At 72.7% G+C, this 23,376-nt stretch carries 20 protein-coding genes; 11 read left to right on the top strand and 9 right to left on the bottom strand.

Annotated features, from left to right (window positions below; translation table 11 throughout):
- Nucleotides 1–25: 25 nt before the first annotated feature.
- Genes NE234_RS28655 through NE234_RS28645 form a run of 3 tightly spaced genes read right to left on the bottom strand, consistent with a single transcriptional unit; the run spans nt 26 to nt 3,361 of the window.
- Nucleotides 26–820, bottom strand: coding sequence for a cyclase family protein (locus tag NE234_RS28655; protein ID WP_252783785.1), 795 nt, complete (start codon nt 818–820; stop codon nt 26–28).
- Complete coding sequence (locus NE234_RS28650) at nt 807–2,120, bottom strand: MFS transporter (RefSeq protein ID WP_252783784.1); 1,314 nt, start codon at nt 2,118–2,120, stop codon at nt 807–809. The genes NE234_RS28655 and NE234_RS28650 overlap by 14 nt, the downstream gene beginning before the upstream one ends.
- On the bottom strand, nt 2,120–3,361 hold the full coding sequence (locus NE234_RS28645) for a M20 metallopeptidase family protein (protein WP_252783783.1): 1,242 nt from the start codon (nt 3,359–3,361) through the stop codon (nt 2,120–2,122). The genes NE234_RS28650 and NE234_RS28645 overlap by 1 nt, the downstream gene beginning before the upstream one ends.
- 101 nt (nt 3,362–3,462) lie before the next feature.
- On the opposite strand from NE234_RS28645, the gene NE234_RS28640 reads away from it, so the two are divergent.
- A complete protein-coding gene (locus NE234_RS28640) occupies nt 3,463–4,473 on the top strand; it encodes an Lrp/AsnC family transcriptional regulator (RefSeq protein WP_252783782.1) in 1,011 nt (336 codons plus the stop codon).
- Nucleotides 4,474–4,481: 8 nt separating this feature from the next.
- Here NE234_RS28640 and NE234_RS28635 read toward each other — a convergent pair whose 3' ends face one another.
- A complete protein-coding gene (locus NE234_RS28635; RefSeq protein ID WP_252783781.1) occupies nt 4,482–5,807 on the bottom strand; it encodes an MFS transporter in 1,326 nt (441 codons plus the stop codon).
- A gap of 89 nt (nt 5,808–5,896) precedes the next feature.
- Complete coding sequence (locus NE234_RS28630) at nt 5,897–6,562, bottom strand: GntR family transcriptional regulator (RefSeq protein ID WP_252783780.1); 666 nt, start codon at nt 6,560–6,562, stop codon at nt 5,897–5,899.
- A gap of 132 nt (nt 6,563–6,694) precedes the next feature.
- Between NE234_RS28630 and NE234_RS28625 the strand changes: the two genes are divergently transcribed.
- Nucleotides 6,695–7,276 (top strand): dihydrofolate reductase family protein, encoded by a 582-nt coding sequence (locus NE234_RS28625; RefSeq protein ID WP_252783779.1) that lies wholly within the window; start codon nt 6,695–6,697, stop codon nt 7,274–7,276.
- A 79-nt stretch (nt 7,277–7,355) separates the two neighbouring features.
- Here NE234_RS28625 and NE234_RS28620 read toward each other — a convergent pair whose 3' ends face one another.
- Nucleotides 7,356–9,215 (bottom strand): serine/threonine-protein kinase, encoded by a 1,860-nt coding sequence (locus tag NE234_RS28620; protein ID WP_252783778.1) that lies wholly within the window; start codon nt 9,213–9,215, stop codon nt 7,356–7,358.
- A gap of 385 nt (nt 9,216–9,600) precedes the next feature.
- Here NE234_RS28620 and NE234_RS45100 point away from each other — a divergent pair, with 385 nt between their 5' ends.
- Complete coding sequence (locus NE234_RS45100; protein WP_305886726.1) at nt 9,601–12,018, top strand: choice-of-anchor Q domain-containing protein; 2,418 nt, start codon at nt 9,601–9,603, stop codon at nt 12,016–12,018.
- 110 nt (nt 12,019–12,128) lie between these two features.
- Here NE234_RS45100 and NE234_RS28605 read toward each other — a convergent pair whose 3' ends face one another.
- The 3 genes from NE234_RS28605 to NE234_RS28595 all read right to left on the bottom strand — a co-directional run bounded on the left by NE234_RS28605 (nt 12,129) and on the right by NE234_RS28595 (nt 14,336).
- Entirely contained in the window at nt 12,129–12,614 is a 486-nt protein-coding gene (locus NE234_RS28605) for a hypothetical protein (RefSeq protein ID WP_252783777.1), read from the bottom strand.
- Nucleotides 12,615–12,745: 131 nt separating this feature from the next.
- Nucleotides 12,746–13,426 (bottom strand): SDR family oxidoreductase, encoded by a 681-nt coding sequence (locus NE234_RS28600; protein WP_252783776.1) that lies wholly within the window; start codon nt 13,424–13,426, stop codon nt 12,746–12,748.
- A gap of 157 nt (nt 13,427–13,583) precedes the next feature.
- Nucleotides 13,584–14,336 (bottom strand): GntR family transcriptional regulator, encoded by a 753-nt coding sequence (locus NE234_RS28595; RefSeq protein WP_252783775.1) that lies wholly within the window; start codon nt 14,334–14,336, stop codon nt 13,584–13,586.
- A 191-nt stretch (nt 14,337–14,527) separates the two neighbouring features.
- Between NE234_RS28595 and iolC the strand changes: the two genes are divergently transcribed.
- From iolC to NE234_RS28555, 8 genes are read left to right on the top strand one after another with little or no spacing between them, the layout of a single operon-like run.
- Nucleotides 14,528–15,499 (top strand): 5-dehydro-2-deoxygluconokinase, encoded by a 972-nt coding sequence (gene iolC, locus NE234_RS28590; protein ID WP_308206940.1) that lies wholly within the window; start codon nt 14,528–14,530, stop codon nt 15,497–15,499.
- Nucleotides 15,496–16,386 carry a Cgl0159 family (beta/alpha)8-fold protein gene (locus NE234_RS28585; protein WP_252783774.1) on the top strand — a complete coding sequence of 297 codons (891 nt, stop codon included), beginning with the start codon at nt 15,496–15,498 and terminating at the stop codon, nt 16,384–16,386. Before iolC ends, NE234_RS28585 begins: the two co-directional genes overlap by 4 nt.
- On the top strand, nt 16,383–17,348 hold the full coding sequence (locus tag NE234_RS28580) for a 5-deoxy-glucuronate isomerase (protein ID WP_252783773.1): 966 nt from the start codon (nt 16,383–16,385) through the stop codon (nt 17,346–17,348). Before NE234_RS28585 ends, NE234_RS28580 begins: the two co-directional genes overlap by 4 nt.
- Nucleotides 17,345–19,225, top strand: coding sequence for a 3D-(3,5/4)-trihydroxycyclohexane-1,2-dione acylhydrolase (decyclizing) (gene iolD, locus NE234_RS28575; RefSeq protein WP_252783772.1), 1,881 nt, complete (start codon nt 17,345–17,347; stop codon nt 19,223–19,225). The genes NE234_RS28580 and iolD overlap by 4 nt, the downstream gene beginning before the upstream one ends.
- Before the next feature lie 15 nt (nt 19,226–19,240).
- Nucleotides 19,241–20,233: a sugar ABC transporter substrate-binding protein gene (locus NE234_RS28570; protein ID WP_252783771.1), complete on the top strand. Its 993-nt coding sequence runs from the start codon at nt 19,241–19,243 to the stop codon at nt 20,231–20,233.
- Nucleotides 20,234–20,253: 20 nt separating this feature from the next.
- Entirely contained in the window at nt 20,254–21,309 is a 1,056-nt protein-coding gene (locus NE234_RS28565; protein WP_252783770.1) for an ABC transporter permease, read from the top strand.
- Nucleotides 21,306–22,193, top strand: a complete 888-nt coding sequence (locus NE234_RS28560; RefSeq protein ID WP_252783769.1) for an ATP-binding cassette domain-containing protein — start codon at nt 21,306–21,308, stop codon at nt 22,191–22,193. Before NE234_RS28565 ends, NE234_RS28560 begins: the two co-directional genes overlap by 4 nt.
- A gap of 16 nt (nt 22,194–22,209) precedes the next feature.
- Nucleotides 22,210–23,370 carry a Gfo/Idh/MocA family protein gene (locus NE234_RS28555; RefSeq protein ID WP_252783768.1) on the top strand — a complete coding sequence of 387 codons (1,161 nt, stop codon included), beginning with the start codon at nt 22,210–22,212 and terminating at the stop codon, nt 23,368–23,370.
- Nucleotides 23,371–23,376 lie beyond the last annotated feature (6 nt).

Raw genomic sequence — 23,376 nt, 5'->3', positions numbered from 1 at the left:
CACGCCCCGGTCACCCGGCTCTCGATCAGCCCTCGACCAGGGCGAGTGGGCGGATGGGCGCGCCGGTGGCGCCGCGGATGTTCAACGGCGCACCGACGAAGAGGAACTCGCCCGCGCCGCGTGCGGCGAGGGTTTCGAGCGCCATCACCTCGATCAGGTTGATGCCGTTTTCGGCGAGCAGCAGCCGGTGCACCGGCAGGCTGGCGAGCCCGCCGCCGGGTGGGATGTGCTCGAGCGCGATCGTGTCCGCGCCGACCGCGGCGACGCCCAGCTCGGCGAGCCAGGCCGCGGCCTCGACATCGAGGCCGGGTACGCCGCGCTCGTCCCCGAGGTAGGCCGGTGGGTCACCCCACAGCTGCGCCCATCCGGTGCGTACCAGCACGACATCGCCCCGCTTCGGCAGGACCTCGACGGCGCGCAGGTCCTCCACGCTCACGGGCTCACCCGGGGGGAGGCGGTCCAGCCCGCGTACGGCGGGGACGTCGACGAGTACTCCGCGGCGGACGAGCGGCGGCACCTGGTCGATGCCGTGGCTGCGGTACCGGCCGTCGTCGAGGGCATCGGCGACCGCCACGCCCCCGTACATGCGGCCGTCGACGGCGACATGGCACAGCGCGTCCATGTGCGTTCCGACGTGTCCGCCGAGGACGATCATCTCGTGCGATCCGGTCATGCCGTCCGGGCGCTCGACGTCGCCGTGCCGCTGGCGCAGCGCGAACTGGAAGCCGGGATGCGTCGGGGACACGGGCATTCCGGTCTCCAGCGGCTGTGCCAGGTCGATCGCCTCGATGCCGTCATCGAGCAGGTCAAACAGCTTCACGCGCAATGCCCTCCGTTTCGTCGCTGTGGCTCCCGGTCGCGGTGAGACTCATCCCGCGGGTCTCGGGCAATGTGAGGACGGTCATCGCGGACACCACCAGCAGGAGCACCACATAGCCGGTGAACGCGGCCCGGCCGGCGGCCGCTCCCATCCACGTCTGCAGGTACGGCGCCGTTCCGCCGAAGGCGGCCACGGCGATCGAGTACGGCACCGCGAGCCCGACCGTGCGGATGTGGGTCGGGAACATCTCCGCGTACGCGGCGGGCAGGATCGACACGCCGGCGCCGATGAACACCATCGCGACCGCCATGGCCACGCCCAGCCGCCAGGCGCTGTCATCGATCATCGCCTCCAGGGGAAAGAGTGAGGCGGCCGTGCCGAGCGTGCTGACCAGCAGCACCGGCCGGCGGCCGACACGATCGGACAGCGCGCCCCACACCGGGAGCACGCCGATGAGCACGAGGCTGGACAGGACTCCGGCGAGCAGGGCCGCGTTGGCGTTCACGTGCATCGTGCTGATGGCGTACGCCGGGGCGGCGATCACCCAGGCGTAGTAGACGACCGTGAGCCCGACGCTCATGCCGACGACCTGGACCGCCTGCCGGCGGTGACGCAGCACCTCCTGCCAGAGCCGGGGCCGCTCCTCCCGCTCGGCCGTGAACGTCGTACTCTCGGCGAGCGACCGGCGAATCCAGAGCGTCCCGGCGCCGAGGACCCCGCCGACGATGAACGGGATGCGCCAGCCGAAGGACGCCATGGCCGACTTGGACAGCAGCTCCGACAGCAGAAGACCGAGCAGGACGCCGACGGTGTTCCCGCCGACGCTGGCGATGTAGATGACGCTGGACCAGAGACCCCGGTGCCGCCGCGGCGCGTACTCTGCGAGGTACGTCTGGGCCGACGGCAGTTCGCCTCCGGTGGCCAGTCCCTGGACGATGCGGGCGAGCACGAGGATCGCGGAGGCTCCGGCGCCGAGTGTCGCGTACGTCGGGCAGATCCCGATGACCAGGCTGCCGGCGGCCATACCCGCGACGGTCGCCAGCATCATCGGCTTACGCCCGACACGGTCGGCGAATCGTCCGACGATCAGGCCGCCGACCGGGCGGGCCGCGAACCCGACCGCGAAGACCGCGAGGCTCGACAGTACGGCGGATACCTGGTCGTGCGGGTCGAAGAACCGTGTCGAGAAGAACGGCACGAAGATCGCGTAGATCCCCCAGTCGTACCACTCGAGGGCGTGTCCGAGGGCCGTGCCGACCAGTGCCCGGCGTGTGGGCCGCGCGGAACGACGATCGTTCATCACAGGACCTCCCCAGGCGCTGCTGCCGGAAGGCCGGACGGCCGTAGGGCCGTCCGCCGCAACGCCAACGCGGCGTACAGGGCCGCCCCCAGCGGGAGCACGGCGTCGTCGAAGACCGCACGGCCGCTGTGGTTGTAGGCGGCGTGCCGGGGATCCGCGCCGGCCGGCAGGGCGCCGACCGCCACGAAACTGCCCGGAACCTCGGCGAGCACCCGGGAGAAGTCCTCGGCGCCGGTGAACGGCTGCGGCAGCGGCTCGTGCAGGTCATCGCCGAAGACGTCGCGGATCGTCCGCTCCGCGAACGCCGTCTCGGCCGCGTCATTGACCGTGGCCGGGCGTTCCCGGACGAAGCGCGCGTCGACGCGGACGCCATGGGCGTCGGCGATCCCGAGGAGCAGGCGCAGAGCCTCCTCACCCACTCTGTCGGCGACCGAGTCGCCGAACGTGCGGATCGTCGCCTCGAATGTCGCCGTTGCCGGAAGGACGTTGCGCCGCGTGCCGGCGTGCAACGTGCCGACCGTCAGGACGACGGGGTCGAACGCGTCGAACCGCCGGGTCACCATGGTCTGCAGAGCCGAGATCATCTCTGCGGTGGCGGTGATCGGGTCGCGGGCCAGGTGTGGTGCGGACGCGTGACCGCCCTCACCGTGCACGGTGACCAGCAGCGCGGAGGACGCCGCCAGCATCGGGCCCGGGCGGGTGAACAGACGCTGCGGCAGGGTGGAGAAGACATGCAGCCCGTACGCGGCGTCGGCTCTTCGCCCCGACGCGTCGAGTACGCCTTCCTCGATCATGGCTCTGGCCCCTTCCCAGCCCTCCTCGCCCGGCTGGAACATCAGGACCACATCGCCGCTCAGGTGGTTCCGCCGCGTCGCGAGCAGGCGCGCGGCGCCCACCAGCATCGCGGTGTGCAGGTCGTGACCGCAGGCGTGCATCGCGCCTTCGACGCGCGAGCGGAAGGGCAGGCCGGTCTCCTCCGACACGGGCACGGCGTCCATGTCCGCACGCAACAACACGGTGGTTCGTTCCTCCGCCGCGGTCGGCGCACGCCCGCGCAGCACCGCGGTCACGGACGTCGACCGCTTCCCCGGCGTGATCTCCAAAGGCAGGCCGTCCAGGGCCTCGAGCACCGCCGCCTGAGTCCTGGGAAGATCCAGGCCGATCTCCGGGTGAGCATGGAGCCGGTGCCGAAAACCCGTCATCTCGCCGAGTAGCGCCCGCGCCTCGCGAACGATCTCCACGTCGCCACCTCCCATCCGTTCCGAACAGGATCGGCGACGGGCGCACACGGGAGCGATAATCGACCGAATCAAGCAGACAAAGCCCGATTCGGAGGCGATTCGTGCAACTCGACGAGCGAGATCTGCAACTGCTGCACGCCCTGCAGATCGCTCCCCGGGTCACGTGGACGGACGCGGCACGCATCCTCCGCGCCGGCCGTTCCTCCCTGGTCGCCCGCTGGACTCGGCTGCGATCGGCCGGCCTGGCGTGGGTGAGTGCGCAGCCGGGCGCCGGATACCGCGATGTGACCCTGTCTCTCGTCGAGGTCGACTGCCTCCCGGGAAAACGGCCCGACGTGCTGCGAGCCGTGTGCCGGGATCCGCGGGTCGTCACCGTCGAGGAATCGACTCGCGGCCGGGACCTCCTCCTCACGGTCATCACCCACGACCTGCCGGAGCTGACCGTCTTCCTGCTCGATCACCTGGAGTCGTTGCCCGGCGTCGCACGCCAGCGCAGCCACGTGGCGACGCGCGTCCACCGCCACGGCAGCCACTGGCGCCTCGATGCCCTCGAACCGGCGCAGGAAGCGGCGTTCGAGCGGATCGCCCGGAGGGCTCCCAAGGGACCGGGCGGGAGAGTGCCGGCGGCCCTGACGCCACTGATCCAGGCGCTCGCCCAAGACGGTCGGGCGAGCGCCGCCGACCTCGCCCGTGCCCTCGGCCAGAACCCCGCGACCACCCGCCGCCAGCTGCAGCGGGTGCTGCGTTCGGGGTTGCTGTCCTTCCGCTGCGAGCTGGCGGCAGAGGTGTCGGGCTGGTCGGTGAGCAGCACCTGGACGGCCAGGGTGGAGGCCGCCGATCACGACCGCGCCGTCACCGCCCTGGCGAGCCTGCCCGAACTGCGGATGTGCATCTCCACCACCGGCGAGACCAATCTCGCGATGACCATCTGGACCCGTTCCGTCGGCGACATCCAGCGCATCGAACTGCTGCTCGGAGCGCGCCTGCCCTTCCTGCGACTCCGCGACAACGCCATCAACCTGCGCACCCCGAAACGCATGGGCTGCATGCTGGACGCGACGGGCCGCTCGACCGGCAGGGTCATCGTCCCGTCCGCCCTCCTTCCTCGATGAGCCCGGTGTCACCCGCGCCCGGCCCGGCGGTGCTCCCACGGCGCGGGCGCCGGCCGCCGCTGTGACCGCTCCTCCTCGGTGGCCGTCATCGCCGCCGTGACGCGGGCGCCGGTCGCGACGAGGGCGAGGCAGAGCAGGGCCGCGGCGGCGACCGCGGTCAGCATGACCGGGTACGACAGCCAGGCCGACAGGGTGGCGAGGACGGTGGGCAGCAGGAAGCCCGCGTACGCGAGCGTGTAGTAGACGCCCGTCAGGCCCGCCAGGTCGTCGGGGCCGGCCATGCGCTGGATCTCCAGCAGCCCGGAGACCACCGCGATGCCGTAGCCGGCTCCCAGGATCACCGCGGTGGCGGCCGCGAGCCAGGGCGACAACAGCACCGCGTTCGCCGCGCACAGCGCCGCGCCGAGGAGCATCACGGCCATCGCCGCCACGGGAGCCCGCCCCGCGCGGGCTCCCGCTCCCCGCTCCAGTCTCTTGGCCACGGGCTGCACGGCCGCGCCCATGCCCAGGGTCAGCACGGTGAGCCCGGTCGCGTAGGCGAGTCCCCAGTGCCCCGCACGGGAGCCGACCAGTTGCGGCATGACCGCGTACGCCAGTCCGGCCGCGCCGAACACCCACGGCGCCATCGGCAGCACCACCAGCCGGAACCGCCGGCGGGCCGGCATGGGGACGCGCAGGTCGGCCACGAGCCCCGTGAGGAGCCCCCGGACCGGACCGCCCTCGTACGGAAGCGGCGGCCGGGTCTCCGGCACCCGCAGGAGCAGCACGGGGATCGCCAGCGTGAGCAGGACATGGACGGCGTAGGGGGTCACCATGGGCCACGGTCCCCACTGGGCGAGCGCGCCCGCGACACCCGCGCCGAGCCCGAATCCCGCCGTCTGGCACAGGGATGCCCGGCGCGCGGCCAGTCCGCCGCCCGCGTCGGATGAGAGCTCCTTCACCCAGCTGCTGCCCACCGCCATGGCGATGCCGACCGCGATACCGGTGGTCAGCCGGCCCGCGTAGAGGGGCCAGGGGCTCTGGCCGCCGAAGCAGAGCACCAGGCTCGCGACGGCCGAGGCGACGGTGCCGGCCACGAGCACGGGACGCCGCCCGCGCCGGTCCGAGACCGGTCCGGCCAGCAGCAATCCCGGGACGAGCCCGACGACGTACGCGCCGAGGAAGGCGTCGACGCTGAGCGTGGAATAGCCGCCGAGCCGGCGATACATGAGCAGAAGCGGGGTGAACTGGTTGCCGCCCCAGCCGCAGGCGAACATCGCCGCGGCGACGATCCGCCAGGCGTCCGGCCGGGATGCGGCGGCAGGGGGGTGGGCGGCTTTCCGGGTTCCAAGCATGAAGAGGGACAGACCTTCGCGTACTGGGTGTTGGGCACGGTCGACGCCGCCGGTGAGGGCGCGGCCGTCAAGAGTGGGCCGGAGTGGCTTCAGCCGCCGTCGCGGACGGCCGGGTGCGGCGAGCCGTGCGTCGCGGTGAGATGACCGAGCAGGGCCGAGGCGAAGCCGGCGTCGTCGCCGAGACGGAGGAGGTCCAGCAGGGCCTCATGCTCGTCGGCGAGCAGAGACAGCCGCTCCGGCCGCAGGCGCAGCGCGGAGATGCTCATCCGCCGCTGACGGTCACCGAGCGTGGCGTAGAACCGGACGGCCAGCCGGTTCCCCGACGCCTCGACGATGCACCGGTGGAACGCCTCGTCCGCGTCGGCGAAGCCGGCGACGTCCGCGACCGCGGCGAGAGCGCGCTGGCGCGCCAGCAGGGCCCGCATCCTCTCGTGGTGTTCGTCCGGCAGGCCGGTCCGCGCGATGCGCTCCGCCGCGGATCGCTCCAGCGCCAGGCGCAGCTCCAGCACGTCCGCCGCCTCTCCCGGGGACACCGGTACCACCACCGCGCCGCGCTTGGGATGAAGCGCCAGCAGTTCCTCCGACTCCAGGCGCAGGAACGCCTCCCGTACCGGGGTCCTGCTCACGCATACCCGCTCGGCGATCTCCCCCTCGCTGATGAGGCTCCCGCCGGGAAGCTCTCCGGACAGGATGAGCTCCTTGGTCACCGTGTACGCGGTGTGAGCGGCGGACGGACGCTTCGCGGGATCGGGCATGCGGAGAAGCGTACCGGCATAGATGCAAGCTTGTATCTATGAGAATCGTCACCGATTCACCGATGAGTCCCGGTCTTCCGGGCCGTTATAGGACCGTTCGTTCGTTCGGAGAGCAGCACCAGGGAGGCCCAGATGGCCGTTTACTCGCACATGACGATGTCGCTGGACGGATACATCGCCGATCCGGAGGACGGGATCGGCGAGCTGTTCGGCTGGTACGGCGCCGGTGACGTCACCGTGCCCAGCGCGAACGAGCACATCGCGTTCCAGGTCGACGCCGACAGCGCGGTGCTGCTGCGCGGCGTCCTCGCGGGCGCCGGTGCGCTGGTGTGCGGCCGCCGGCTGTTCGATCTGACCGACGGGTGGGGCGACGATCATCCGATCGGCGCGCCGGTCGTCGTCGTGACCCACAACCCGCCCGCCGACACGGCGAAGTGGCCGCGTACGACGTTCGCCGGCGGCGTCGCGGAGGGCATCGCCCGCGCCAAGGAGATCGCGGGGGAGAAGGACGTCAGCATCGCGAGCGCGGACATCGCGCGGCAGGCCCTCGACCTGGGACTGGTGGACGAGGTCGTCGTCAGCCTCGTGCCGGTCCTGCTCGGCGCGGGCATCCCCTACTTCGCCGGCCTCACCGGCGCGCCGCACCGCTTCGACGACCCGGTGGTGATCCAGGGCAGCCGGGCGACCCACCTGCGCTACCGCGTACGCCGCTGAGCCGCCTGCCGGTCGCCGGAGCGGTGGGGTCGGCCGGCGGTACGGGGGAGTCGCCGACGTCGAGGGGACGCGCCTGTGTTCACCGGTGCCGGTAGTAGTCGACGGCGATCTTCGCGGCGTAATTGCCGTCGTCGGTGTCGATGACCTTGATCACGGCGGTCTCGCCGGTCTTCCGGGCGCGGAGGCAGAACACGCTCCCGGGCGGAGCCTGCCGGAAGCGCACGATGGAGGCGGGAGCGTGGGCGATCCGCGCGGCGCACTGGTCGGGCGTCAATGAGCCGCTGGGGGAGACGTACGCGTCGGCGCCGTCGGGGAGCTCGAAGGCGCCGTGCCCGTCGCCGCCGCTGTTCGTGCTCATCGAGAAGGGGCCGTCTCCCGCGGCCACCGTGCCGGTCTGAAGGTCGAAGTAGTAGTTGTAGTTCGGCAGGTCCAGGCGCCGGTTCTGGTAGACCGCGACGTACGCGGACGGTGTCGCGGGGGTCGATGGGGTCACGCTCGTACGGGCGTTGGCGTGGGCGCGGTCGTCGGAGCCGGAGGGATACAGCAGCACCGTGGTCAGGACCGCGGCGGCGGCGACCGCCGTGATCAGCACGGCGACGGCCGCTCTGCGCCCGCGGCGCGTGCGGCGGGCGGCCGCCGTGCCGAGCAGGGCGAGGAACTCCTCGACGCTCCGCCCGACCCGGGTCCGGGCGGCGGCGGGCAGCCAGTCCGTGGTCGGCGCGTGGTCGCCGCAGGCGTCGATGATCTGAGCCGGGGTCGGTCGGCGTTCGGGGTCCTTGTCCAGGCAGGCGGTGATGAGCGCGCGCAGCCGGGCGTCGCCGCAGTCGAGGGCGGCCGGATCCGGGTCCGTGTGGATGATGCGGTAGAGCACTTCGCCGGTCGTCCCGTCGCCGAAGGGCGCGACGCCGGTGGCGGCGTAGGCGAGGACGGACCCCAGGGAGAAGACGTCGGCGGCCGCGGTGACCGGTCGGCCGTCGGCCTGTTCGGGGGCCATGAAGGGGACCGTCCCGACGCGTACCCCGGTCTCGGTCAGCCGCGTGCCGTCCTCCGCGTGGGCGACGCCGAAGTCGATGACCTTGGGACCGGTGGCGTCGAGCAGCACGTTGACCGGCTTCAGGTCGCGGTGCAGCACGCCGGCCGCGTGGATGCTCGCGAGGGCCTCGGCGATCCCGCCGGCCAGCCGGAACACCGTGTCCGGCGGCAGCGGGCCCTCTTCGTCGATCACCTCGCCCAGGGACGGCCCGGGGATGTAGGTCGTGGCCATCCACGGCTGCTCGGCGTCGGGCGCGGCGTCGACGACCTCCGGGGTGTAGGGGCTGCGCACGCGGCGGACGGCGGCCACCTCCGCCGCGAACCGCTGCCGGAAGTGCGGGCTCTCCGCCAGATGGCTCCGGACGACCTTGACCGCGACGGGCCGCCCGGTCTTCGACGTGCCCAGGTACACCTGGCCCATCGCGCCCCCGCCCAGGCGCCCGAGCAGCCGGAACGGCCCGGCGCTCGCGGGGTCCGTGCGGGTGAGCGGCGCGATCGCCGGCGACACGTCGTCCGCAGCGGACGGGTCCTGCCACGGCACCGTGTCGGGTCCGCCGGGATCCCGCGCGGCGTCGTCCGCGACCTCCGGCGGCTCGGCCTGGGGCGCGGCGTCGTCCGCGGTGATGAGCTCCGGGTGCTCGGCCTGGAGCGCGGCGTGCAACGCGCGCCAGCGCTCCCGCCACGCGTCGGCGTCGCCGCCGCAGGCCGTGACGAACGCGAGGGTGACGTTCAGCGTCGGGAGCCGGCGTCCAGCGGCGGCGACCGACAGGACGGACGCCGAGTAGTGCGCTCTGCGGGCGAGCTCCCGGTAGGTGGGTGCTCCGGGCGCGTTCGTCCGCAGTTCGCGAAGCGCGACGGCGAACTCCTTGAGCGGCCCGTCCGGAACCGGCGCCTCTCGCCTGCCCATCCGTACTCCGATCACAGCGTCCGGGTCGCCTCCCGGCGGGTGAGGCGGCGGACCCACGGTATTGATCGCTGACGAGGCGGGTCAACGGCCTGTCATGGCCGATCCCGGAAGGCTTCGCCGGCGACCGCCGCGCGACGCCGGGCAGCAGGAGACGCGCGCGGCACGGGGCGCGGCCTGATCGCGGCGACACGCCGCCGACCTGCGGAGACAGCGCGCCGAACAAACCATCAAAGTCGCGAACGAAAGATCAACGCGGAACTCTGTTCCGGCCGTCCCCGCCGGTCGACCCTGAGGGTGTCCGACCCCCGGGCGGAGCGGGGTCCCCCTCCCGGAGACGAGATCCCCAGGGCCCGGCGGCAGATCTCCGATGTGGAGGACCACCCTCATGTACGGACCGTCTCCTGGCGCGTCGCGCCGGCTCGGCGCCCGCCTCACGCTCGTTCTCGCGCTCCTGGTCGCCGTCGCCTCGGCGGTGATGTCCAGCGCCCGCGGCACCACGACGCCGCCGACCGCCGATCCGCTCTTCGGCGTGAACATGTCGTTCTACGATCCCGGCGACGCGTTCGTCACCCGGCCGGAGACGCGTGAACTGTTCCGCTCCTGGGGCGTGCCGATCGTACGGGTGCCGCTGCGCGACAGCTTCAAGGACGGCACCCCGCTCGGCGACGACCAGTGGCTGTCGGCCATGCGCGCCGTACGGGACATCGGCGCGACACCGATGCTGATCATCCGCGGCCCCGGCCACGGCCGGACCGTCGACGACCTGAAGCGGACCGACCTGCACCTGCTCGACCTGATCCACCAGGTCTTCGGGGACGGCACCGCCTACCTGGAGTTCGGCAGCGAGCCCGATCTGCCGGGCATCGACGTACCCGCCGCCGACTACACGGTGGCCTGGAACACGGTGGTGCCCGCGCTGAAGAGCCGTTATCCGAAGGCGAAGTACCGCTACGTCGGGCCGGCCTCCTGGCGGGTCGACCACGACTACGTCAAGTACCTCGGCGCCTTCGTCGCCGGCGCGACGCCCGAGCCGGACTTCCTGTCCTGGCACGAATACGTCTGCGGCACCACCGGCGGCTCCGCCTGGAAGCAGACCTGCGAGAGCCATCTGGCCAACTGGCAGACGCACGTCACCGACGTCGAGATGACCGTCCAGGGCGAGATCGGCAGGCAACTGCCGTACTTCATCTCCGAGTGGAACGCCGACTCCGACGACAAGGGCTCCGTCTACACGGAGGCGAACGCCGGCTACCTCGCGTCGTGGACGACCAAGGCGATCGAACGGCTGCGCGCCCTCCGCCCCGCCCCGTCCGGAGCGATGATTTACACCGCCACCGACCACGAGGGGTTCGGCCTGGTCACCGGCGCCGACCAGGTCACCGCCCAGGGCAGGGCGTTCCAGGCGGCGATGACGGGCTCGGCCCCGGTGACGCGGCCGAAGACCGACCCACCGTCGAAGCCCGCATCGCCGATCCCCGCCACCGAGCCCGCATCCGGCACGACGCCCGGCACGGACTCGTCCCCCGGCACGGATTCGCCCTCCGGCACGAATTCGTCCCCCGGGACGGACTCGTCTTCCGGTACGGATTCGCCCTCCGGCACGAATTCGTCCCCCGGGACGGACTCGTCATCCGGCCACGACTCTTCCTCCGGCGACGATTCGCCCCCGGCGTCACCGCCGACCGGGACTCCGCCGCCCGCCTCGGAGTCGTCCTCCGCCGCTCCCGGGGTGCCCGAGGCCACCGGGAACCAGTACTACGTCGCTCCCGGCGGCGACGACGCGAAGGGAGACGGGACGAGCGCCCACCCGTGGGCCACGATCCAGCACGCCGCGGAGACGATCACGGTGGGGAGCGCCGGTGCCACCGTGCACGTCGCCGACGGCACGTACGCCGAGTCCGTCAGCACCACGAAGAGCGGCCACGCGGGCGGATACCTGACGTTCGAGGCCGAGCACCCGGGCAAGGCGGTCATCGCTCCGAAGACCGCGAAGTTCCCCTTCGAGAGCAAGGGGGACTACGTGCGCATCACCGGGTTCGACATCAGCGGCGCGGGAGGCGCGTGGAGCGGCATCCTTCTCTGGGGACATCACAACGTCGTCCAGGGAAATCACGTCCACGACGTGCTGACACACCTCGGGTCGAAGGACTGCGACGGCAGCCCGGGCGGGCAGGCGATCGGCGACGACGCGTCGGCCTCCGACAACGCCTTCCTCGGCAACCGTGTCGACCACATCGGCCCCTATCCGACCGCCTGCGAGTACGTCCACGGCATCTACCCGTCGGGCGGCGCGGACGTCATCCAGAACAACATCGTGTCGCAGACGTCGGGCAGCGGCATCCGCTTCAACCACAACGCGAAGGGCGCCACGATCGCGAACAACCTGTCGTTCGCCAACGCGAACCACGGGATCTACATCACGGGCGGCGACTCGACGGCGGACCACTTCGTGATCACGAACAACATCGTGCGCGACAACGCGATGTACGGCATCAACGTGCGCAGTGACGCGAACGGCCCGCACAACGAGTACCGGAACAACCTCCTCTTCGACAACCGCAAGGGCAGGTACGGGCTGGACAACAGCGAGGAGTTCACGCCGCCGAACACCTCGGGAACGCTCGACGCCGACCCCCGGCTCGTGCGGTACACGGCGGACGGCACGGGTGACTACCACCTGACCGCGGGCAGCCCGTGCGTCGACGCCGGAAGCACCACGGGCGCCCCGTCCGACGATTTCGACGGAGTCGAACGCCCCGCCGGCCGGGGCGTCGACATCGGGCCGTACGAGCTGGCCCGCTGATGTCGTCCGCGTCCTCGGTGCCGCCGTCACGTGGGCCGGCGGCACCGAGGACGCGGCCACCCGTGAGCCCCCATCAGACGGACCGGGTCAGCCGGCCGGTGGCGGTCCCGTCAGGCGTCGTACTCCAGCTTGAACTCGGCGATCACGAGGTCCAGCGGCCGGTCGGCGTTGTGGGCGATCCGGAGGGCGAGCGGCACGTCCGGGGACACGAAGATGGCCCAGGCCTTGGCGAAGCACTGCATCCCGGGCGAGGGCGGGCGGTGCTCCGTGCAGGTCGTGTCCGCCACCCCGAAGGGGTCGCGGACGAACTGGTCGCGGAGCTCCGTCGCCGCGTCGCCCGACGCGGACTCCCACTGGACCATCGCGTACAGCCGGCCCCACGCCTCGTGCGCCGGCCAGATCAGCCCGCTCTCCGGGTCGGAGGGGAAGGGGTGGTCGGCGCCGTTCCGCGTCTGGGCGTGCATGTTGTCCGCGTCGTACGACTCGGCCGCCCCGTACGGGAAGCGGACGACGTGGTACGAGTCGCCGGCCGGGACGGACTGCGGGCCGCCGTCACGGTCGGCGTCGAACTTCAGCGAGCACACCCGCACTGCCATGGCTCCTCCAGCGCATCTCGGCGATCTTCCGAGGTCGGCATGATCGCGGCGGAGCGCCCGGCGGGTCAACCGGCGCGGACGGCCTCCGGCGTCGTCCCCGCCGACGGCGGCGGGGCGCCCTCGAGACCGGCTCAGGCCACGACGGGCGCGGACAGGTTCCGCTTGACCTTCCGGCTCACCTCGTCGGCGAGGATCTCCGCGGTGTCCGCGGCGAGCCCGTCCAGCGCGATCTCGGCGATCACGGCCGGGTCGGACTTGGGGGCGGTGACCCCCGAGGCCATGTCGGTGTCCATGTACCCGACGTGCAGGCCGGCGACGTGGATCCCCTTGGGGGCCAGCTCCTGGCGCAGCGCGTTGGTCATCGCCCAGCCGGCGGCCTTGGCCGCGGCGTAGGCGCCGACGGCCGGGGCGTGCCACCAGGAGAGCACGGACAGGACGTTCAGGATCGCGCCGCCGCCGTTGGCCTCGATGATCGGTGCGAACGCCCGGGTCACGCCCAGCGTGCCGAAGTAGTGCGTCTCCATCTCGCGGCGGATGTCCTCGACGTCCCCGTCGATCAGGGACGTGGCCGTGAAGATGCCGGCGTTGTTGATCAGCAGGGTCGCGTCCGTCGCCACGGCGGCCGCCTCCCGCACCGACGCCGGATCGGTGATGTCCAGCCGCAGCGGCACGGCGCCGGGGACGTCCACCGTCTCGGGCCGCCGGGCGGCGGCGTACACCTTGGCCCCGCGCTCGACGAGCCGGGTGGCCAGATGCCGCCCGAACCCCCGGTTTCCGCCGGTCACCACCGCCACCGAACCTTCGATCTTCATGATCTCTCCTTCCGCCCGGTTCTCGACAGGGCTAAATATGACCGGTCGTCTTAGAGCTGTCAACCCGGCGCGTCCTCGGTCGACACGGAGGAGACGGCCGGCCAGGCGGGTCTGATCGAGGCGGTTCGGTCGGGCCGGCCCGACCAGGCCCGAGGGTTCAGCGCTCGACGAGGGTGAGGGTGAAGAAGTAGCGGCCGGCGCGGTAGACGTGGCTGCCGTACTCCACCGGGCGGCCCTTGTCGTCGTACGCGAGCCGGGTCATGGTCAGCAGCGGGACGCCACGGCGCTCGTCGAGCAGCCGGGCCTCGGCGGCGGTGGCGCCCCGGGCCCCGATCGTCTGGTGGGCGATGCGCAGGTTCACCCCTGCCGTGCGCAGCACCTCGTACAGGCCGCGCGCCGCCAGGTCGTCGCCGGTCAGGGCGACGAGGCCGGCCGGGAGGTAGTTGGTGAGCAGGGCCAGCGGCTCTTCGCCGGTCAGCCGGAGCCGCCGCAGCCGTACCACCTCCGTGCCGGGCGCCACGTCGAGCTCGCGGGCCACCGCCTCGTCGGCGGGCAGTGTGTCGAGCTCCAGTACACGGGTGGCGGGGCTGCGGCCGGCGGCGAGCAGGTCGTCGTACAGGCTGGTCAGCTCGATCGAACGGCGCACCTGCGCCTGGACGACCTGGGTGCCGACGCCGCGCTTGCGCACCAGCAGGCCCTTGTCGACGAGGTGCTGGATCGCCCGCCGGATCGTCGGCCGGGACAGGCCGTAGCGGTCGGCGAGCTGGAGTTCGTTCTCCAGGCGGCTCCCGGGCGGCAGCCGCCCGTCGTGGACGGCCTCCTCGAGCTGCCGCGCCACCTGGTAGTACAGCGGGACGGGGCTGGCGCGGTCCACCCGCACCACCGGGCGGTGCACGGCCGCTCTGCCCATGCCGCACCTCCGGGCATCCGCTCCGAAGCCCGCTCGCCGGCGGCATCGTCGAGCGGTCGCTGCCTCCACGGTAATACGTCCTCATGTCAGGACAAACTCTTGACATGCGGTCATCCCCTGCGGAGGCTGGGAGCGCCGGTGAACGAACCGTGAACCGGCGACACGCCGGCGTGCCGGAGGTGGTCCGTTCCGTGAGTCCGTACGACCTGATCACGATGGGGCGGGTCAGCGTCGACGTCTACCCCCTGCAGGTCGGCGTCCGGCTGGAGGACGTCGAGACGTTCGGCAAGTACCTCGGCGGCAGCCCCACCAACGTGGCGGTCGCGGCGGCGCGGCACGGTCACCGGACCGCGGTGATCACCCGGACCGGCGCCGACCCGTTCGGCCGATACGTCCACACGGCGCTGCGGGAGTACGGCGTGGACGACCGGTTCGTCACGGCCGTTCCCGGGCTGCCCACCCCGCTGGCCTTCTGTGAGATCTTCCCGCCGGACGACTTCCCGCTGTACTTCTACCGGTATCCCAAGGCCCCGGACCTGCAGATCGAGGCCGACGAGCTGGACCTGCCGTCGATCCGCGCGGCCCGGATGTTCTGGGCCACCGTCACGGGCCTGTGCGACGAGCCGAGCCGTACGGCGACCCTCGCCGCGCTGGCGGCCCGGTCCCGGCGGCGGGACACCGTGCTCGACCTGGACTACCGGCCGATGTTCTGGCCGTCGCCGGAGGAGGCGGGCGGCCGGATCCGCGAGGCCCTGGAGCACGTCACCGTCGCGGTCGGCAACGTCGAGGAGTGCGCGGTCGCCGTGGGCGAGCGGGAGCCGTACGCGGCGGCCGAGGCGCTGCTGGCCCGCGGCGTGCGCCTGGCGATCGTCAAGCGCGGGCCGAAGGGCGTGCTGGCGGCGACCCGTTCCGCGTCCGGGGGCGTGGACGCGGTCGAGGTGCCACCGGTGGAGGTCGAGGTCGTCAACGGCCTCGGCGCCGGGGACGCGTTCGGCGGGGCGCTGTGCCACGGCCTGCTCGCCGGCTGGGACGTCGAGCGGACCGTGCGGTTCGCGAACGCCGCGGGCGCGATCGTCGCCTCCCGCCTCGCCTGCTCGCCCGCGATGCCGGCCACCGCCGAGGTCGAGGAGCTCGTGGCGGCGGCGCGGGGAGGCGGCGAGTGATCACTGAGGCGTTCGCCGAACGGGTCGCGGCACTGACCGAGATCCGGGCCTCGCGGCCCCTGGCGGTCGCCGAGGCGGCGGCGCGGCGCGTACGGCGCGGGACGCTCCTCGGCCCGAACGGCCGCCTGATGATCGTGGCCGCCGACCACCCGGCGCGCGGGTCCCTCGGGGCGGGCGACCGGCCGCTGGCCATGGCGGACCGACCGGACCTGCTCGAACGCCTCTGCCTCGCGCTCAGCCGGCCCGGCGTCGACGGCGTGCTCGCCGCCCCCGACGTCATCGAGGACCTGCTGCTGCTCGGCGCGCTCGACGAGAAGATCGTGCTCGGCTCGATGAACCGCGGCGGCCTGGCCGGGTCGGCGTTCGAGATCGACGACCGGTTCACCGCGTACGACGCGCGCGCCATCGCCGCCCGGCGCCTCGACGGCGGCAAGATGCTGCTGCGCATCGATGAGACCGATCCCGCGACCGCCCGCACGCTGGAGTCCTGCGCGCGAGCCGTCTCGGAGCTGGCCGGCGGCGGCCTGATGGCGCTGGTCGAGCCGTTCGTCTCCCGCCGGGTCGACGGCCGGGTGCGCAACGTCCTGACGCCCGAGGCCATGACCCGGGCGATCGCGATCGCCTCGGGGCTCGGGACGACCTCCGCGTACACCTGGCTCAAGGTCCCGGTCGTCGAGGACATGGAGCGCGTGCTGGCCGCCTCGACGCTGCCCGCGCTGCTGCTCGGCGGTGAGGTGCCCGACGACCCCGGCGCCGCGCTGGCCCGCTGGGAGCGCGCCCTGCGGCTGCCGACCGTGAAGGGCCTGGTCGCCGGCCGCAGCCTGCTGTATCCGGCCGGCGACGACGTCGCCGGCGCCGTCGACGCCGCGGTGGAGGTTCTCCGATGAAGCACTACCTGCCCGCGGGCGGTACGGGCTCCGGGCCGTACGCCTTGGAGGTCACCCCGGAGGCCGCCGGCTGGACCTACTCCGCGCTGCGCGTCCTGGAACTCGACGGCGCGCACACCTTCGAGACCGGTCCGTACGAGACGCTCGTGCTGCCGCTGTCCGGGTCCTGCCGCGTCTCCTGCGACGGCGAGACGTTCGAGCTGCGCGGGCGGCGGAGCGTCTTCACCCGGGTCACCGACTTCGCCTACGCGCCCCGCGACGCCACGGTGACGGTGACCGGGCGCGGCCGGTTCGCGCTGCCCGCCGCACGGTGCGAGAACCGCCTCACCGCGCGGTACGGCCCGGCCGAGGACGTTCCGGTCGAACTGCGCGGGGCGGGGCAGGCGTCGCGGCAGGTGAACAACTTCTGCACGCCGGAGGCGTTCGAGGCCGACCGGCTGATCGCGTGCGAGGTGCTCACGCCCGGCGGCAACTGGTCGTCCTACCCGCCGCACAAGCACGACGAGGACCGCCCCGGCGAGAGCGTGCTGGAGGAGATCTACTACTTCGAGGTGCGTGCCGCCGCCGGGAGGTCGGCCGGGGTGGGTTGGTCGGGTGAGACGCAGTCGGCCGGGGTGGGTTGGTCGGGTGAGACGCAGTCGGCCGGGGCGGGTTGGTCGGGGGAGACTCGGCCCGATGCGATGGCGTACCAGCGGGTGTACGGGACCGCCGACCGGCCGATCGACGTGCTGGAAGAGGTGCGGACCGGCGACACGGTGCTGATCCCGCACGGCTGGCACGGCCCGTCGATGGCGGTGCCCGGTTACGACCTGTACTACCTGAACGTGATGGCCGGGCCCTCGCCGGAGCGCGCGTGGCGGATCTGTGACGACCCCGCCCATGCCTGGGTGCGCGGCACGTGGGAGGGCCAGGAGATCGACCCCCGGCTTCCCCTCACCTCGACCACCGAGGAGGCGACATGAGGCTCACCGTCGGACAGGCGGTCGTCCGGTTCCTGGCGGCCCAGTGGTCGGAGCGGGACGGGCGGGAGCAGCGGTTCTTCGCGGGCTGCTTCGGGATCTTCGGGCACGGCAACGTCGCGGGCCTCGGGCAGGCACTTCTGGAGGTGCACCGTACGGGCGAGGCGGACCTGCCGTACCACATGGCGCGCAACGAGCAGGCGATGGTGCACGCCGCCGTCGGCTACGCCCGCCTGCGCGACCGGCTCGCCACGTTCGCGTGCACGTCCTCGATCGGGCCCGGTGCGACCAACATGGTGACCGGCGCGGCGCTCGCCACCATCAACCGGATCCCGGTGCTGCTGCTGCCCGGTGACGTCTTCGCCACCCGGGTCGCCGACCCGGTGCTGCAGCAGCTGGAGGACCCCGGGTCCGCCGACGTGTCGGTCAACGACGCGTTCCGGCCGGTGTCGCGGTACTGGGACCGGATCGATCGCCCCGAGCAGCTCCCGTCCGCGCTGCTCGCCGCGATGCGCGTGCTCACCGACCCGGCCGAGACCGGCGCGGTCACCCTCGCGCTGCCGCAGGACGTGCAGGCCGAGGCGTACGACTGGCCGGAGGAGCTGTTCGCGCGGCGGGTGTGGCACGTGCCCCGGCCGGTTCCCGAGCCCGCGCAGCTGGCGCGGGCGGTCGCGCTGCTGCGCGGGGCGGAGCGGCCGCTGGTCGTCGCGGGCGGCGGCGTGACCTACTCCGACGCCGCCGACGACCTGCTCGCCTTCGCCGACGCGACCGGCGTCCCGGTCGCCGAGACCCACGCGGGCAAGGGCTCGCTGCCGTGGGACCACCCCTGCGCGGTCGGCGGCGTCGGCGCCACCGGCACGGCCGCCGCGAACGCCCTCGCCCGCGAGGCCGACGTGGTCCTCGGCGTCGGCACCCGCTACAGCGACTTCACCACCGCGTCCCGTACCGTCTTCGCCCACCCCGACGTGCGCTTCGTCAACCTGAACGTCGCGTCGTTCGACGCCGCGAAGCACTCCGCCGTCCCCCTGGTCGCCGACGCGCGGGCGGGGCTGCGGGCGCTCACCGAGGCCCTGGCGGGTCACCGCGTCGACGAGGCGTACGCCGGCCGTGTGCGGCGGCTCGCCGAGGACTGGGGGCGGGTCGTCGACCGGGCCTACCACCTCGGGCACGGGCCGCTGCCCGCGCAGACCGAGATCCTCGGCGTCGTCAACGAGGTCGCCGGCCCGCGCGACGTCGTCGTGAACGCCGCCGGCAGCATGCCCGGCGACCTGCACAAGCTCTGGCGGGCCCGGGACCCGCGGCAGTACCACGTCGAGTACGGCTACTCCTGCATGGGCTATGAGATCGCCGGCGGGCTGGGGATCAAGATGGCCGCCCCCGACCGGGAGGTCTACGTCCTCGTCGGGGACGGGTCCTACCTCATGATGGCCCAGGAGATCGTGACGGCGGTCGCCGAGGGGATCAAGCTCACGATCGTGCTCGTCCAGAACCACGGCTTCGCCTCGATCGGCGGGCTGTCGGAGTCGCTGGGGTCCCAGCGGTTCGGCACCAGCTACCGCTACCGGAACCCCGCGACCGGCCTGCTCGACGGCGACCTCCTCCCCGTCGACCTCGCGGCGAACGCCGCGAGCCTCGGCGCTCACGTGCTGCGCGCGACGACCGTCGCGGAGTTCCGCGCCGCGCTCGAACGCGCGCGGGAGGCGAAGGTCACGACCGTCGTCCACGTCGAGACCGACCCGCTGGCGCCCGCGCCGTCCTCGGACGCCTGGTGGGACGTTCCGGTGGCCGAGGTCTCCGCGCTCGACAGCACCCGCAAGGCCCGTGCCGAGTACGAGGCCGCCAAGGCCGCGCAACGCCCCCACCTCGGCCCGACACAGTGAGGACGGAAAGACACGATGCTTCGAACAGGTAGGCGTGCCGGCATCCTCCTGGCCGCCCTGGCCCTCGCCGTGACCGCGTGCAGCAGTCACGGCGGCAAGAAGGCCCAGGAGTCGGCCGCCGACACGGGCGCCGGCAAGGCGAACACCCCCCGGATGAAGATCGCCATGGTCACGCACCAGGCGCCCGGCGACACGTTCTGGGACATCGTCCGCAAGGGGGCCGAGGCCGCCGCCGCCAAGGACAACGTGCAGCTCGTCTACTCCAACGACCCGGACGGCGACAAGCAGGCCACCCTCGTGCAGAACGCCATCGACAGCAAGGTCGACGGCATCGCGGTCACCCTCTCGCACCCGGACGCGATGGCGGGCACCGTCAAGAAGGCCTCCGGCGGCGGGATCCCGGTCGTCGTCCTGAACGCCGGTGTGGACGACTGGCAGAAGGTCGGCGCGCTGGAGTTCTTCGGCTCCGACGAGAGCCTCGCGGGGGAGAGCGCCGGCAAGCGGCTGAGCGCCGAAGGGGCCAAGCACGTGCTGTGCGTCCTGCACGAACAGGGCTCGGTCTCGCTGGAGGCGCGCTGCGGCGGCCTGGCCAAGACGTTCTCCGGAAAGACCGACAAGGTGTACGTCCAGGGGACGAACATGCCGTCCGTGCGGTCCACCATCGCGGCCAAGCTCAAGCAGGACAAGAGCATCGACCGGGTCGTCGCGCTCGGGGCGCCGTTCGCGCTGACCGCGCTGCAGTCGGTCAAGGACGCGGGCAGCCCGGCCAAGGTCGCGGCGTTCGACATGAACCCGGCCATGGTCAAGGCGGTCCAGGACGGCACGGTGGAGTGGGCCGTCGACCAGCAGCCGTACCTGCAGGGCTACCTCGCGGTCGACTCGCTGTGGCTGTACAAGACCAACGGCAACGTCCTCGGCGGCGGCAGGGCGACGCCGACCGGCCCGTACTTCGTCGACAAGACGAACGTGGCCGCGGTCGCGAAGTACGCCTCGCGCGGCACCCGCTAGCGATGGCCCCGGAGGTCTCGATGAGCCAGGCGGTGGACGCGGGCGCCGCGCCCGCCGCGGCGGACGAGCGGTTCGCCCGGCGGTCCGCGCTCGCCAGGCTGCTGGCGCGGCCCGAGGCCGGCTCGCTGGCCGGCGCGGTCGTCATCTACGTGTTCTTCTTCGCCGTCGCCCCGCCGTTCCGCGGGCTCGACGCCCTGGCGACGATCCTGTACGCCAGCTCGACCATCGGCATCCCGGCGGTGGCGGTGGCGCTGCTGATGATCGGCGGTGAGTTCGACCTGTCGGCGGGCGTGGCCGTGACGAGCTCGGCGCTGGTCGCGTCGATGCTGAGCTTCCAGCTCACGCTGAACCTGTGGGTCGGGATCGCGGTCGGCCTGCTGCTGGCCCTGGGCGTGGGGGCACTGAACGGCTACCTCGTCATGCGGACCGGGATCCCGAGCTTCCTCGTGACGCTGGCGACGTTCCTCATGCTGCAGGGCCTGAACCTGGCCATCACCAAGGTGATCACCGGCAACGTCGCCAGCCCCGACATCGCCGACATGGACGGCTTCGGAACGGCACGGAAGGTCTTCGCCGCCGAGTGGGACCTCGGCGGCCTGTCCCTGCGGATCAGCGTGGTGTGGTGGCTGCTGTTCACCGCGGTCGCCACGTGGGTGCTGCTGCGGACGCGCGTCGGCAACTGGATCTTCGCGGTCGGGGGAGCGCAGGCGAGCGCGCGGGCGGTCGGCGTGCCGGTCCGGCGCGTGAAGATCGGCCTGTTCATGACCGTCGGGTTCCTCGCCTGGTTCACCGGCATGAACCTGCTGTTCTCCTTCACCACCGTCCAGTCCGGCGAGGGCGTCGGCAACGAGTTCCTGTACATCATCGCGGCGGTCATCGGCGGCTGCCTGCTCACCGGCGGGTACGGCTCGGCCATCGGCGCCGCGACCGGGGCGTTCATCTTCGGGATGACCACCCAGGGCATCGTGTACGCGGGCTGGAACGCCGACTGGTTCAAGTTCTTCCTCGGCGCGATGCTGCTCCTCGCCACCCTCCTCAACCTCTGGGTCCGCCGGCGAACGGAGGCCGCCCGATGAGCGAAGTGACCACGCGGGCGCCGCTCGTACGCCTCACCGGCTGTGAGAAGCGGTACGGGACCATCGTCGCGCTGACCGGCGTGTCGCTGGAGGTGGGGGCGGGCGAGGTGACCTGCGTGCTCGGCGACAACGGCGCGGGCAAGTCCACCCTCATCAAGATCATCTCTGGGATGCACCAGGCCGACGCCGGCACGTACGAGGTCGAGGGCGAGCCCGTACGCTTCGGGTCCCCGCGCGAGGCCCTCGAACGCGGCATCGCGACGGTGTACCAGGACCTCGCCGTCGTCCCGCTCATGCCGGTCTGGCGCAACTTCTTCCTCGGCTCGGAGGTCCGCAAGGGCGCCGGGCCGCTCAGCCGGCTCGACATCCGGTTCATGCGGGACACGACGCGCACCGAACTGCGCAACATGGGCATCGACCTGCGCGACGTCGACCAGCCGATCGGCACCCTGTCCGGCGGCGAACGCCAGTGCGTCGCCATCGCCCGCGCCGTCTACTTCGGCGCGAAGGTGCTCATCCTCGACGAGCCCACCGCCGCGCTCGGCGTCAAGCAGGCCGGCGTCGTGCTGCGCTACATCATGCGGGCCAGGGAACGGGGCCTCGGCGTCGTGTTCATCACCCACAACCCGCACCACGCGTACCCGGTCGGCGACCGGTTCCTGCTGCTCAACCGGGGGCGCCCGCTCGGCACCTACGCCAAGGGCGAGATCACCCGCGAGCGGCTCACGACCCTGATGGCCGGCGGCGAGGAGCTCGAACAGCTCAGCCACGAGCTCGAAGGGACGGCCGCCGCCGACGCCGGCCTCGGCCGCGTCGCGGAGGAGCTCGGACAGGACGTCACCGGGCCGCCGGGCGGGGCCGCCCCGCCCGAGCAGGGCTCCTGAACGCGGGGGAGGAACGTTGGAGGAACGCGTGCTCGGCGTCGGGGTCATCGGCGCCGGGTGGATGGGGCACGTCCACGCCCGCGCGTACGCCCGGCTGCCCCACCACTATCCGGAGCTGCGGATCCGGACGCGCCTGGTGGCGGTGGCGGACTCCGTCCCGGCGCAGGCGGAGGACTTCGCCGCCCGTTACGCCCCGGACCGCGTGTACGCCGACTGGGCGGCCCTGCTCGCGGACCCCGAGGTCGAGGCGGTCAGCATCACCGTGCCGAACACCCTGCACCGGGACGTCGCGGTGGCCGCGGCCCGGGCGGGCAGGCACCTGTGGATCGAGAAGCCGGTGGGCCTGACCGCCGACGACGCCCGGGCGGTGGCCGAGGCCGTGGCCGGGGCGGGCGTCCAGGCGACCGTGGGGTTCAACTACCGCAACCTCCCCGCCGTCGCCCGCGCCCGGCGCCTGATCGCCGACGGCGCCATCGGCACGCCGACCCACGCCCGCGTCCACTTCCTCACCGACTACGCCGCGCATCCCGCCGGCGCGCTCAGCTGGCGGTTCCTGCGGGCGCAGGGCGGCTCCGGGGTGCTCGGGGACCTGGGCTCGCACGGGGTCGACCTCGTACGCTTCCTCCTCGGCGACCTCGAACGGGTCGTCGCCGACACGGCCGTCTTCGTGCTCCGCCGGCCCCTCACGGCGCCCGGCGGCAGCCACTACGCGGTGGTGGACACGCCGGACGGGCCGACGGGCGCGGTCGAGAACGAGGACTACGTCTGCGCCCTGCTGCGGACGCGCGGCGGGGTCCGCGTCACCTTCGAGGCGGGGCGCACCGAGGTCGGGTCGCAGAACGCCTACGGATTCGCCGTGCAGGGGAGCGAGGGACTGGTCGCCTGGGACTTCCGGCGCGCCGGGGAGCTGACGGTCTCCGCGGGCGGGGACTACCTGAACCAGCCCGCGCAGACCGTGTTCCCCGGCCCCGGGGACGGCGAGTACGCGCGGTTCCAGCCCGGACCCGGCATCGTGATGGGCTACGACGACACCAAGGTCATAGAGGCCGCCGCCTTCCTCCGAGGCGTCGAGGAGGGCGTGCCGCACGGGCCGACCCCGGAGGACGCCGTACGCGGCGCCGAGGCCCTGGAGGCCATGGCCCGCTCCGCCGCCACCGGGGCCTGGATCGACCTGTGACGACCC

The organism is Actinoallomurus rhizosphaericola, from assembly GCF_024055675.1.
GTDB classification, from domain to species: domain Bacteria; phylum Actinomycetota; class Actinomycetes; order Streptosporangiales; family Streptosporangiaceae; genus Actinoallomurus; species Actinoallomurus soli.
Note: the sequence above shows the minus strand (reverse complement) of the source record. Positions and strands in the feature narration are given on the sequence as shown.